10 protein-coding genes are annotated in these 13,572 nt (G+C 46.4%); 7 read left to right on the forward strand and 3 right to left on the reverse strand.

Going from position 1 to position 13,572, the window contains the following annotated elements:
- The first annotated feature begins 373 nt into the window (after positions 1–373).
- The 6 genes from FHW36_RS29165 (at position 374) to FHW36_RS29190 (ending at position 7,996) form a co-directional block, all read left to right on the forward strand.
- Positions 374–655, forward strand: coding sequence for a co-chaperone GroES (locus FHW36_RS29165; protein WP_079473337.1), 282 nt, complete (start codon positions 374–376; stop codon positions 653–655).
- Between the two features lie 54 nt (positions 656–709).
- Positions 710–2,347: a chaperonin GroEL gene (groL, locus tag FHW36_RS29170; RefSeq protein ID WP_145674873.1), complete on the forward strand. Its 1,638-nt coding sequence runs from the start codon at positions 710–712 to the stop codon at positions 2,345–2,347.
- Positions 2,348–2,553: 206 nt separating this feature from the next.
- Entirely contained in the window at positions 2,554–2,964 is a 411-nt protein-coding gene (locus FHW36_RS29175; protein ID WP_186452672.1) for an FKBP-type peptidyl-prolyl cis-trans isomerase, read from the forward strand.
- Between the two features lie 65 nt (positions 2,965–3,029).
- Positions 3,030–3,506, forward strand: a complete 477-nt coding sequence (locus tag FHW36_RS29180; protein WP_145674878.1) for an FKBP-type peptidyl-prolyl cis-trans isomerase — start codon at positions 3,030–3,032, stop codon at positions 3,504–3,506.
- A gap of 109 nt (positions 3,507–3,615) precedes the next feature.
- The gene (locus FHW36_RS29185) at positions 3,616–5,043 is read left to right on the forward strand and encodes an L-serine ammonia-lyase (RefSeq protein WP_145674879.1); all 1,428 of its coding nucleotides are present in this window, start codon (positions 3,616–3,618) and stop codon (positions 5,041–5,043) included.
- Between the two features lie 154 nt (positions 5,044–5,197).
- Positions 5,198–7,996, forward strand: a complete 2,799-nt coding sequence (locus FHW36_RS29190; protein WP_145674881.1) for a TolB-like translocation protein — start codon at positions 5,198–5,200, stop codon at positions 7,994–7,996.
- A gap of 1 nt (position 7,997) precedes the next feature.
- On the opposite strand, the gene FHW36_RS29195 is transcribed toward FHW36_RS29190, so the two are convergent.
- The 3 genes from FHW36_RS29195 to FHW36_RS29205 all read right to left on the reverse strand — a co-directional run bounded on the left by FHW36_RS29195 (position 7,998) and on the right by FHW36_RS29205 (position 12,285).
- Complete coding sequence (locus FHW36_RS29195; RefSeq protein ID WP_145674883.1) at positions 7,998–8,477, reverse strand: hypothetical protein; 480 nt, start codon at positions 8,475–8,477, stop codon at positions 7,998–8,000.
- 59 nt (positions 8,478–8,536) lie between these two features.
- A complete protein-coding gene (locus FHW36_RS29200) occupies positions 8,537–11,188 on the reverse strand; it encodes a valine--tRNA ligase (RefSeq protein WP_145674885.1) in 2,652 nt (883 codons plus the stop codon).
- Positions 11,189–11,268: 80 nt separating this feature from the next.
- Entirely contained in the window at positions 11,269–12,285 is a 1,017-nt protein-coding gene (locus FHW36_RS29205; RefSeq protein ID WP_145674887.1) for a threonine aldolase family protein, read from the reverse strand.
- A 330-nt stretch (positions 12,286–12,615) separates the two neighbouring features.
- Between FHW36_RS29205 and FHW36_RS29210 the strand changes: the two genes are divergently transcribed.
- Entirely contained in the window at positions 12,616–13,473 is an 858-nt protein-coding gene (locus FHW36_RS29210) for a sigma-70 family RNA polymerase sigma factor (RefSeq protein WP_012793808.1), read from the forward strand.
- The last annotated feature ends 99 nt before the right edge of the window (positions 13,474–13,572 follow it).

A 13,572-nucleotide genomic window follows, 5' to 3' on the forward strand; every position in this document is an offset into this window, starting at 1 on the left:
CGTATAAAAAAGAACTGGTATAAGGGCGCAAAATTAGAGAAAAAAATTCATATTTGATATCCGGGAGAATTTTGCCCGCAAAGCAATCACGCGAAGTGATTAAACAGCAAAGCAGTAAAGGAATTTTGCCAATACAGATCCTGGTCTACTTTGTTCTTATTTTTATTCCCTTTGCAGCTTTGCTTCTTTGCCATTTTGCGGGCCTCCTTTTGCCAGGTACTGTCATTTTTTCGGCTAACCTGTCATGATTTGTCAGTATCCGCGCCAGTCCTAACGGTCCAACCTGTAAATTTGACCCGAAATCCGCCTTGGCACAATTCTCGTGGACGGGAAGAACATTAATTCTAAACATCTTTTTTAAATAAAAACTACTATGGCTAAACAATTAAGTATTAAACCTTTAGCTGACAGGGTAATTGTGAAACCTGCAGCGGCAGAAGAGAAAACAGCTGGTGGTATCATTATCCCCGATACTGCAAAAGAAAAACCCGTAAGAGGCACTGTAGTGGCTGCCGGTCCTGGTAAAAAAGATGAGCCGATCACTGTGAAAGTTGGCGATACTGTTCTGTACGGTAAATACTCTGGTCAGGAGCTTCCTATCGAAGGTGAGGATTACTTAATCATGCGTGAATCAGATATCCTGGCTATCGTTTAAGATAAAGCCGGATAATGCATTAATTCCTAAAAGAAAAATCTACAAAAAAGTATTATGGCAAAACAAATTTTCTTCAATATAGACGCCCGCAACAAAATGAAGAAGGGCGTGGATGTACTGGCTGATGCCGTTAAAGTAACCCTGGGACCTAAAGGTCGTAACGTAGTTATCGAAAAGAAATTCGGTGCTCCCGGCGTAACTAAAGATGGTGTTACCGTTGCGAAAGAAATCGAACTGGAAGACGCTATCGAAAATATGGGTGCGCAAATGGTAAAAGAAGTAGCTTCCAAAACTGCTGATCTGGCAGGTGATGGTACTACTACTGCTACTGTTCTGGCACAGGCTATCATCGGCGAAGGTTTGAAAAACGTAGCTGCCGGTGCTAACCCAATGGACCTGAAACGTGGTATCGACAAAGCTGTAAAAGCAATTGTGGATAACCTGAAGAAACAATCTGAAAGTGTTGGTAACGACACCCAGAAAATTGAACAGGTTGCTTCTATTTCCGCTAATAATGACAGCGAAATTGGTAAACTGATTGCCCAGGCAATGCAGAAAGTAACCAAAGATGGCGTAATCACCGTAGAAGAAGCAAAAGGTACCGACACTACTGTAGAAGTAGTAGAAGGTATGCAATTCGATCGCGGTTACCTGTCTCCTTACTTCATTACCAACAGCGAAAAAATGCAGGCTGAACTGGCTAACCCTTACATCCTGATCTACGATAAAAAGATCAGCACCATGAAGGATATCCTGCACATCCTGGAAAAAGTAGCGCAGCAAGGCGCTCCACTGGTAATCATCTCTGAAGACCTGGAAGGTGAAGCACTGGCTACCCTGGTGGTAAACAAACTGCGTGGTACCCTGAAAGTTGCTGCTGTTAAAGCTCCTGGCTTTGGCGACAGAAGAAAAGATATGCTGCAGGACATCGCTACCCTCACAGGTGGTATCGTTATCAGCGAAGAACAAGGTTACAAACTGGAAAATGCTGACCTGACTTACCTCGGTAAAGCAGAATCTATCACTATCGATAAAGATAACACTACTATCGTAGGCGGTAGAGGCGAAAAAGACGCTATCCAGGGCCGTATCGGACAAATCAAAGCACAGATCGAAGTAACTACTTCTGACTACGATCGCGAAAAATTACAGGAACGTCTCGCTAAATTAAGCGGTGGTGTGGCTGTACTGTACGTTGGTGCTGCTACTGAAGTAGAAATGAAAGAAAAGAAAGACCGCGTTGATGACGCATTACACGCTACCCGCGCTGCTGTTGAAGAAGGTATCGTACCTGGCGGTGGTGTTGCTTACATCCGCTCTATCGAAGCCCTGGACGATCTGAAAGGTGCTAACGAAGACGAACAAACCGGTATCTCTATCGTTAAACGTGCTATCGAAGAACCATTACGTCAGATCACCGCTAACGCCGGTATCGAAGGTTCTATCGTAGTACAGAAAGTGAAAGAAGGTAAAGGCGACTTTGGTTTCAACGCACGCTCCGAGAAATACGAAAACTTACTGGCTGCAGGTGTAATCGATCCTACTAAAGTAAGCCGTATCGCACTGGAAAATGCCGCTTCTATCGCTGCTATGCTGCTGACTACCGAATGCGTAATCGCAGACAAACCAGAACCGAAAGCTGCTGCTCCTGCAATGGGCGGTGGTGGCCACGGTATGGGTATGGATTATTAATCTGTATTATTACTATACAAAAAAACTCCTGCAGGTTCGCCCTGTCAGGAGTTTTTTTATCCCCCACTACAACGATTGTAACATTTTCCGACAAATCGCCGTTTAATACACTGGATAGTAAATAGAAGCGGATGAATACAACTGTAAAACTTATAGTAAGCGCATGCCTCCTCCTGATAATGGGAAGCTGTCTGAAAAAAGATAATATGTCGCAAATGCCCCAGGTAGATGTCCGGGCTGAAAATATCATTCAGGATTATCTCAATTCGCATAACCTGACCGCTCAGCGCGACGTTTCCGGCTTGTACTACCAGATTGTTCAACCGGGAGACAGTGTTCACTTTGTGAAAGCTACCTCTATTGCTACCGTGATCTATACTAACCAGCTGCTCACCGGGGAAACGGTAGGTTCCTCTTTTGGTCCAACAGACTTCGACCACCGGGAACTGAAAAACCATATCCCCGGATGGCAGATAGGACTACAAAAAATTTCCCTTGGCGGTAAAATCAGGCTGTACATCCCGCCTGCCCTGGCCTATGGCTCTATCGGTATCCCGGGTATTATTCCTCCGAATGCGGTACTGATTTCAGACCTGGAATTAGTAAGTATCAGATAAAAAGCATTTATTGCATACTTGTTATTTGTCACCTTAATTATATTAATAATCGAAACCGAAATTGTATGAAGAAAGTTTTTCTGTTGGGAGGATTGTTCCTGCTTGCACTGGTAGCCTGTTCAAAAAAAAATGATACGCCACCCTATGACTGGGGAGTACAGTATAACATTGATTCCGCCAAAATCGTTGCCTATATTGCTGCAAATAATATTCCCAATGTACAGCACGAACCAGGTGGTATTTTTTACCAGGTGATTACACCGGGCACAGCCGACAAACCCAATGCAGCGGCTTATGTAACAGTAGACTATGTCGGTACGCTACTCAATAAAACTACTTTCGAAAGCAATCAGAACATTAAGTTCGGTTTAAATGAGGTCATCCAGGGTTGGACCGTTGGAGTCCCTAAAGTAGGAAAGGGGGGTGAAGTAAATCTCTTCCTGCCTTCCGGATATGCTTACGGACCAGGAGGTAATGGAGCTATTCAGCCTAACACGGTATTGATCTTTAATATTAAGCTGAAAGATTTTACAAATAGATAATAACGTGTCGGACCGTTAACAATACAGCGCCGCGCAAGGTAAAACTTGCGCGGCGCCGTTGTTTTATTCGCTGCCTTTCCGTTAATTTTACAGATAAATCAATTAACTAGTGGCACACGAATGTATTTCCGTATTCGATATTTTTAAGATTGGCGTTGGCCCGTCCAGTTCACATACCCTGGGCCCCTGGAGAGCAGCACTCCGCTTCCTGGCTGACCTGGAAAAAGATCATAAATTAGCAACTGTCAGTAAAGTACAGGTATTACTATATGGCTCCCTGGCTAAAACCGGCCATGGACACGGTACCGACATCGCCGTACAACTCGGCCTCTCCGGAGATGACCCCGTAACGTTCGATGTTAACCAGATCAATCCTAAAATGGATGATATTCGCCGTCATCGCAAAATGATGCTGGGCGGTAAATATGAAATAGACTTTGATCCCGTAGAAGATATCGATTTCCTCTTTGAAGAATCATTGCCCTTTCACCCAAATGCCATGACCTTCCTGGTTACTTTCCAGGATGGACAACAAGTTGCCTCCACCTGGTATTCCATTGGTGGTGGCTTTGTGGTACAAGAAGGCGAATCCGGTAGTAGCGCCGAACAGGTAGACCTGCCATTTCCCATCGACACTGCCCGCCAGTTACTGCAATGGTGTATCAAAACAGGTTACAGCATTTCCGAACTGGTGATGGAGAATGAACAGGCCTGGCGCTCAGAAGCAGCTACCCGTGAGGGGTTGCTCAAAATCTGGCGCGTCATGCAGGAATGTACTTTCCGCGGCTGTCATACCGGTGGCGACTTACCCGGCGGCCTCAAAGTAGCCCGCCGCGCAGCCTTGCTCAATAAAAAACTCTTACAGGGACGCACCTACAGCGACTATAGCTCCTGGATTACTGCCATCCGCGCAGGTGGAGAGCATTTTAGCTATACGCTCGACTGGGTAAGCTGCTTTGCGCTGGCCGTAAATGAAGAAAATGCTTCTTTTGGCCGGGTAGTAACGGCTCCCACCAACGGCGCTGCCGGCGTAATTCCAGCCGTATTGCAATATTTCATCGCTTTCTGCGACGGTTTCCACGAAGATAAAATTCAACAATTCCTGCTTACTGCCTCTGAAATAGGCAGCATCTTTAAAAAACGATCTACTATTTCGGCCGCCATGGGCGGATGCCAGGCGGAAATCGGCGTTTCTTCAGCCATGGCAGCTGCTGCCCTCACCGAATGTTTGGGAGGCTCCCAACGCCAGGTGCTGATGGCCGCAGAAATAGCTATGGAACATCACCTCGGGCTTACCTGCGACCCAATCGGCGGACTGGTACAGGTGCCCTGTATCGAAAGAAACACCATGGGTGCTATTAAAGCGATCACCGCTTCCCAGTTGGCATTGCAAAGTAATCCTGAACTGGCAAAGGTATCCCTCGATGCTGTGGTAAAAACGATGTGGGAAACCGCACAGGACATGAATTCCAAGTACAAGGAAACCTCCGATGGAGGCCTGGCCGTTAATATTCCTATCAGTTTGCCGGAGTGCTAACCCGGTACAACCAACGATGATAAATTACGAATGGCAGATATAAGCAGAGATATAAACGAATGCTTGTGGTTATATAAGGAAAGAACTATATTTTCGTTTATACATTATTGCAACTGTTTAGATCCGTTATTCGTAATTTAATTCATCACTTTTTATGCGTGCTATCCTTGCCATTACGCTGATTTTCCTCTCCTTTTCTTTATCAGCACAGCAATTCGGAGGAAATCCACCTTCGCTTAAATGGCAGCAGATCAACAACGATACCGTCAGGGTGATCTTCCCTAAAGGCATGACTGCCCAGGGCGAACGCGTAGCCAATATCGTACATTACCTCAACCGCTATACACGTAACTCTATTGGGCCGCTGGAAAGGAAAGTAAACATCGTTTTACAGAACCAAACCATGCAATCCAATGGATACGTACAACTTGGGCCCTTCCGCTCTGAGTTTTACCTGACCCCTTCTCCTTCTTCCCTCGACCTGGGCTCCCTGAACTGGGAAGAACAACTGTCGGTACACGAGTACCGACACGTACTGCAGAATATGAATTTCCGCCAGGGCGTATCTAAGGTGTTTTCCATTCTCGGTGGCCAGCTGGGACAGGCTGCCATTACTAACATTGCGGTACCCAACTGGTTCTGGGAAGGCGATGCCGTGGTAATGGAAACCGCACTCACCCCACAGGGCAGGGGCAGGCTCCCCGGCTTCTTCGATGGCTTCCGTGGACTGTCGCTGGCAGGTAAACATTACGCCTATATGAAAATCCGTAATGGCTCGTACCGCGACTTTGTACCGGATCATTACCCTTTGGGGTACCTGATGACCAGCTATGGCCGCGAACATTATGGCACAACCTTTTGGAAAGATGTTACGACAGACGCAGTGCGCTTCCGGGGACTTTTTTACCCCCTGTCGCATAGCCTGAAGAAACGTACCGGCTATAATATCACCGGCTTTTACCAGGCCATGCTCAAAGAATACCAGCCCCTGTGGAATAACTATGCCGCCCGCCCTGATACCACGGCGGCTACCGGCATATTACCGGTGGCAAAAACGGTTACGAACTATAAATATGTATATGCCGCCGGCAACAGCGAATGGGTAATACTTAAAGATGCCCGTGATAAAGTACCTGGATTTTACCTGCTAAACGCAGCTGGCCAGGAGCGCCTGCTGGTAAGGCCAGGCATCGTGTACGATGATTTTTTCAGCTACCGCAATGGCCGCATCGTATGGGCTGCTGCCCGCTTCGATGCCCGCTGGGGATGGAAAGACTTCTCCGTTATCCGTATCTGGGATAACGCCAGTGGCCAAACGAAAACCATCTCCGCCAGGGGAAAATTCTTCTCTCCGGATATCAGCGAAAACGGGCAACTGGTGGTTGCTGTAACTACCTCTCCCAACATGCAATACAGTTTACAATTGATTAATACCCAAACCGGTAAGATAGAAAAACAATTGCCCAATCCGCAAAACTGGTATTATACCTATCCCCGCTTCGCCGCTGGCGACCAAGCGGTGATCACCGCCGTACGCAACAGCAAGGGGGAGATGGCGCTGGTACGGCAATCGCTTTCCACCGGAGAAAGCACTGTGCTAACACCTTTCAGTTATACCGCCCTGGGCATCCCGGTAGTGAAAGCCGATACCGTTTATTTTACTGCAGGATATAAAGATGTGAATAACGTATATGCCATGACGTTATCAGACCGGAAGGTATATGAAGTAACCGACCGGGGAAATAGCGCCATGCACCTGGCTATTGATCATAACAGCGATAGTCTCGTTTTCAGTGAGTTTACCATTAAAGGATATAAATTATACCACGCGGCGTTAGATGAAAATAACTGGAAGCAGGTATCCGGTGAAAGCCGCAGCGCCTGGCTGCATCCTGAGTTTAAAGAGGGCGGTAACATCCTGGAGATCGTGCCTCGGGATTCGCTGCCAGTAAAGAAATATGCCCAGTTTACCCATCCGTTTAACTTCCACAGCTGGGTGCCGTCTTTCAATGACCCGGATTATGGCATCTCCCTTATCGGCGAAAATATATTAAGTACCACCAATACCACGATTGGGTATACTTATAACCGGAATGAGGAAAGCTCCAATATCGGCGCTGGATTTACTTTTGCCGGTTGGTTCCCGGTGCTGTACCTGGGCGCCGACTATACCATTAATCGCAACGGACTGGATCAGAACCGGCAAAGAGTATACTGGAATGAGGCTACCGCTTACCTGGGTTTCAGCATACCGCTCAATTTATCTGCCGGCATGTACAGCCGCAGCCTGTCTTTTGGCAGTAACTATAATATCCGCCACCGTTACCTGGATAGTAAATACAAGGGAAATGATTTACAGTTCCTCTCCAATTCCATTATCTTCAGTAATCAACGCGTCAAGGGTACGCAGAATATCTTTACCCATTTTGGTCAATACCTGGCCTTGCAGTACAACCATTCTATTACCGGCTTATTTGCAGAACAGCTATATGGGCGGTTAGATCAGTACCTGCCGGGGTTATGGCACAATCATAACCTGGTGTTGCAGGGAGCTTTCCAGCAAAGGGACAAGTCATTCAATTATACCTTCACCGACAATTTCGTATATGCAAGGGGGTATAATACGCCGTTATATACCCGTATTTATAAGCTAGGCGCGAATTATCACCTGCCATTGGCCTATCCCCACTGGGGCTTTGCACAATTGCTCTACTTTAGCCGTATCCGGGCCAACCTGTTTTATGATTATAGTGTAGCTAATTTTTACCAACAGAATGTCAATACCCGCTTTACCTCTGCAGGTACCGAATTGTTCCTGGACACGCGTTTAGGTAATGCGCTGCCATTCACATTCGGGGTACGTTTCAGTCACCTGTTCGATGAAGATCCGGTAGACAATGCGCAGAACCGCGTGGATTTTATAATCCCGATCCAGCAATTATTTAATTATTGAGTTATTTAACGTTAATGCGGATGGAAGGCGCTTTGTAGTATTTTTCTTCCGCATATTTGATGATGATTTCATCGAAGTATAAGACATCGCCTGATTGCAAAGATTCCTTCAGGCCTTTGCTCCAGAGCGGAGTAAGGGTCGGTGATTTAAAATTATCTCCCGTAAAATCTTTATAGATGGCCGGTTGGCCGGTAGTATCATTCAGATAAGGCTCATGCTTTTCGTAGGTAAAAGCAAAGGAAATAACTGGGTACTTGTTATTTTTTTCATCTCTTACTACCAGTGCAGAATCCAGTAGTTTGGTTACTTCCGTTTTAGGCAGGGTATCGCTCAGGTAAATACCCCAGCTGCTACGCAGCTTCATGGGTCTTTTGTTGCTGGCAGCGGTAGTGGTAGCGGCAGAAACTTTTTTATGGGTTTGCGCAAATACCGGCATGGCAACAGCGGAGAGTAAGCAACTAAGTAACAGGTGTTTTTGCATGATAGTACCGGGATATAAAAAAATCGCCCGGTATAGTAACGACCGGGCGATCATAAAAATTATAAGGATTTTAAACTTTCCTCGATCACCGAAATTTTTGCTTCGGCATCTGCTTTTTTCTTACGTTCTGCTTCTACCGCTTCAGGTTTTGCTTTCTGTACAAAACCTTCGTTGGAAAGCTTCTTCTCCACAGATACCAGGAAGCCTTTCAGGTATTCCAGGTCTTTCAGCAGCGTGGCTTTCTGTGTAGTGGTATCCAACTCGGTTTCAGTACCCAGGTAAAATTTATCTTTACCGATAACCACTGTAATACAACCAGGTACTGGTTCCTGTACATAATGAATAGCAGATGCATTCACCTGTTTCACGAGCATACCTTCCAGTTGTTTGAAGGTATTGTCGTGTTTGGTTTCTACGTGCAGTACAATCGGATCTTTCGGCTTAATCTGGTTTTTATTACGTGCGTCACGGATGCTGGTGATCACTTCTTTAGCCAGCGCTCCTTCCAGCAGGGTAGCATGTACCGGTGCCGCAGGTGTGCTAAATTGTTTCATCATCAGGGAATCATCGTCGCTGCGAACTATTAACTGCTGGTATACTTCCTCTGTAATGAACGGCATATATGGATGCAGCAGTTGCATCAGTTGTTCGAAGAAGTAAACCGTTTTGTTATATACGGAAGCAGCGATAGGTTGTTCAAAACCAGGTTTCACCCATTCCAGGTACCAGCTGCAGAAATCATCCCAGACAAGGCTGTAGATGGCTTTCAGTCCTTCGCTGAGACGGAAATCTTTATGCAGCGCAGCTACTTCAGCTTGTACTTCATTCAGCCTGCTTTCAAACCATTTTACGGCGAAGTTATTGATGGCAGCTTCCGCAGCGCTATCATTTTCCTGGCGTTGCTCCCACATTTTCACCAGCTTCAGGGCATTCCATATTTTATTGCAGAAGTTACGTCCCTGTTCGCAACTGGCATCATCGTAGAGTAAGTCGTTACCGGCAGGAGAGGAGATCATGATACCAAAACGTACGGCATCCGCGCCAAAGGAGTGGATCAGTTCCAGCAAATCGGGAGAGTTACCTAACTGTTTACTCATTTTACGTCCTTGCTTGTCGCGTACCATACCCGTAAAGTATACGTCGCTGAAAGGCTTCACGTCTTTATATTCGAGGCCAGCCATAATCATACGGGCCACCCAGAAGAAGATAATATCCTGACCAGTTACCAATACGGAGGTAGGGTAGTAGTAGTTGATATCTTCGTTGCCAGGTTGGGAAATACCATTAAATACTTCCATTGGCCATAACCAGGAGCTGAACCAGGTATCGAGGCAGTCCTCATCTTGTTTAAGTTCTGCTGCGCTGAGGGTAATATTGCGGGCGGCAAACTGCGTGACTGCTTCCGCAGCAGTGGCAGCTACTTCAAAAGTGCCATCCGGTGCGTACCAGGCAGGTATTTGTTGTCCCCACCAGAGCTGACGGGAAATACACCAGTCCTTCACATTTTCCATCCAGTATTTGTAGGTAGCCAGGAAGCGGTCACCGGGATGTATTCTTACATCGCCATTTACCACTGCATCCAGGGCTGGTTTGGCCATTTCAGCCATTTTTACAAACCATTGGGTGGAAATACGGGGCTCCACTACGGTGGTAGGGTTACGCTGACTGTAGCCAACGCGGGTAGTGTACTCCTGTTCTTTTACCAGCAGGCCGGCTTCAGCCAGGGCGGCAACTACTTTCTTACGGGCCACGAAGCGATCTTCACCTACGAAAACAACAGCGGCAGCACTGAGAGTACCGTCGTCGTTCAGGGTATCTACGATTTCCAGGTGATGTTTAAGGCCCAGGTTATAGTCGTTGATATCGTGTGCTGGTGTTACTTTCAGCGCACCGGTACCAAATTCTTTATCTACATAGGTATCAAATATTACCGGTATGCGGCGGTTTACTAAAGGCACAGTAGCAAAATGACCTTTCAGGTGTGTATACCTTTCATCTTCGGGATTTACGCAGATAGCTGTATCGCCCATAATGGTTTCAGGGCGCTGGGTGGCGATAGTAATGAACTCGCCGGTAGGCGTGCCTGCGGCGTCGGTGATGGCATACTTTACATGATACAGTTTTCCCTGTATGTCTTTGTATTCCACTTCCTCATCGCTCAATGCAGTTTTTGCCTTGGGATCCCAGTTGATCATACGTGCACCGCGATAAATCACTCCTTTCTTATAGAGATCAATAAAAACGGTGATTACCGCTTTATAGTAATGATCATCCATGGTAAAGGTAACCCGGTCCCAGTCGCAGCTGCAGCCGAGCTTTTTTATCTGGTGGTAGATGATATCACCATATTTATCTTTCCATTCAAAGGCATGTTTGAGAAACTCTTCGCGGGTAAGCTGGGATTTTTCAATTCCTTTTTCCTGCTTGAGCATATTTACCACTTTCGCTTCAGTAGCAATGGACGCGTGATCGGAGCCCGGTACCCAGCAGGCATTGAATCCGCTCATACGGGCACGGCGCACCAGGATATCCTGTACGGTTTCATTGAGCGTATGGCCAAGATGCAATACCCCGGTCACATTGGGAGGGGGGATGACGACAGTAAAAGGTTGACGGCCATCCGGTTTAGACCGGAAGTAGCCTTTGTTCATCCATTGTTGGTACCATTTTTCCTCCACCGATGCCGGCAGGTAATTTTTCGAGAGTTCCATGCTATTCATAATATAAGGTTGCAAAAATAACGGAGATTAGGGAGAGATGAAAATTTAAAGAATGAGGATCTCTCCCGGTACTACGCCATTTCTGCGATTATTTCGCAGGTACGCGCTACCATTTCCGGTGTAATATCGAGATGTGTGACTATTCTGACCTGTGTAGGGGAGATGGGCATTACCAGGATATCTTCGCTTTTAAGGTAGTCGGCAAAGTATTGCGGTGTCCAGTCGCCGGTGACTTCAAAGATGAGAATATTGGTTTCTACCGGCAGCATATGGCCAACAAAAGATTTTTCCAGCAGGGCCTGGGCTATTTGTTTGGCGTGCAGGTGATCTTCGGCGAGCCTGGCGATATTGTTTTCCATGGCATAGATGCCGGTGGCGGCCATGTAGCCGGCTTGCCGCAGGCCGCCGCCGAACTTTTTGCGGATGCGCCGGGCAGATTTGATAAATGCTTCACTACCAAGTAATACGGAACCCATCGGGCAGCCCATGCCTTTATTGAGGCATACAGAGATGCTGTCAAACAGTTGCCCGTATTGCTCCGGATTTTGCCCTGTGGCTACCAGCGCGTTAAAGAGCCTGGCTCCATCGAGGTGGAGCGCCAGGCCATGCTCCTGGCATACAGCTTTGATTTTTTCCATTTCCTCCCAATCGTAGCAGCATCCGCCGCCCCGGTTGGAGGTATTTTCCAGGCATACCAGGCTGGTACGGGCTTTATGTACATCGTCGGGGTTAATGGCAGCTTCCACCTGGGCTGCGCGGATCATGCCGCGGTCGCCGATAATGGCGTGTACCTGGGCGCCGGAGTTGAAGGCTATGCCGCCGCCTTCATAAATATATACATGTGCAAGATTACTGCAAACCACTTCATCCCCCGGCAACGTATGTACTTTAATAGCAATCTGGTTACTCATTGTGCCGGAAGGGCAGTACAAGGCTGCCGCTTTGCCAAAATAGGCTGCCATCATGGCCTCCAGTTTGTTGATGCTGGGATCTTCACCAAAAACGTCATCACCGGTTTCTGCCTGTAACATGGCCTGTAACATGCCAGGGCCGGGACGTGTAAAAGTGTCGCTTCTAAAGTCAATCATTTTATTGAAAAATTTGCAACGCCTTAACCAATAAATTAGTTAAGATGTTAATTTGATAATGATTCTTTATCAATTGTTAAAATTTGTATAAAGCAGCCTTTTATGGGGACTAAAGCACTATAAAATTCCGTTTTAAAACTGTATTTTGTTATAAGGCTGACAAATATAAGAAGGATTTGGTAGAGTGATTGGTTAGCACGATCTTTGCAGACTTATTTTTGAGGAAAACGATAAAAGCGCGGGAAACTTTGTAAGTTAATAATTTTTGAAAATTCGAACAAAAATTTTCTTTCGCTGTTATTTTATTTATAAACCAATACAATTTTTCATATGAGGCAACTTAAAATTGCCACCCAGATCACCAATCGTGATTCGCAGGCGGTAGAAAAATACCTGCAGGAAATCTCGAAGATCCCTTTGTTAACACCCGAAGAGGAGACCGTTTTGGCGCAGCGCATTAAAATGGGCGATCAAAAGGCTCTTGAAAGATTGACTACAGGAAACTTACGTTTCGTTGTATCTGTTGCAAAACAGTATCAGCACCAGGGGCTTAGCCTCAGTGACCTTATTAACGAAGGTAATCTTGGCTTGATCAAGGCAGCACAACGTTTCGATGAAACGAAAGGTTTCAAATTCATTTCTTATGCAGTATGGTGGATTCGCCAATCCATCCTGCAGGCGTTAGCAGAACAAGGTCGTCTTGTCAGGTTACCGCAGAACAAAATTGGCACCTATAATAAAGCTAACAAAGCTTACATGGCATTTGAACAGGAAAACGAGCGCGAACCTTCTACCGAGGAACTCGCAGAAATCCTGGAAATGTCTGAATCAGAAATTAACAATATCTTCCAAAGCAATACCCGCCACATGTCACTAGATGCACCTGTGCACGAGGCCGAAGACGTTGCCATGGGCGATCTGCTGGAAGGTGGAGATATTACTGACGATGACGTTATGAGAGATTCACTCCGTGAGGAAATCCGCAGGGTCCTGAAATCCCTGAGCCCCCGCGAAGCTGAAATTGTGAATGCTTACTTTGGTCTGGATGGTGAAAACGGCGCAACAATCGAACAAATCGGTCAGAAATACGATCTGACAAAAGAAAGAATCAGGCAGATTAAAGAACGTGCTATCAAAAGGCTGCAAAAAGCCCGTTATAGCGGCGCTCTGAAATCATATCTGGGATAATCCTTTTGCTCCATTGGCCATACCGCTGTATCGCGGCATGACCAGTTGAATAAATCTACTAATCCTCTTTATTCTATAAGAACACCGGCCTTGTAAATA

Origin of the sequence: Chitinophaga polysaccharea, from assembly GCF_007829335.1 — a bacterium.
Taxonomy (GTDB): domain Bacteria; phylum Bacteroidota; class Bacteroidia; order Chitinophagales; family Chitinophagaceae; genus Chitinophaga; species Chitinophaga polysaccharea_B.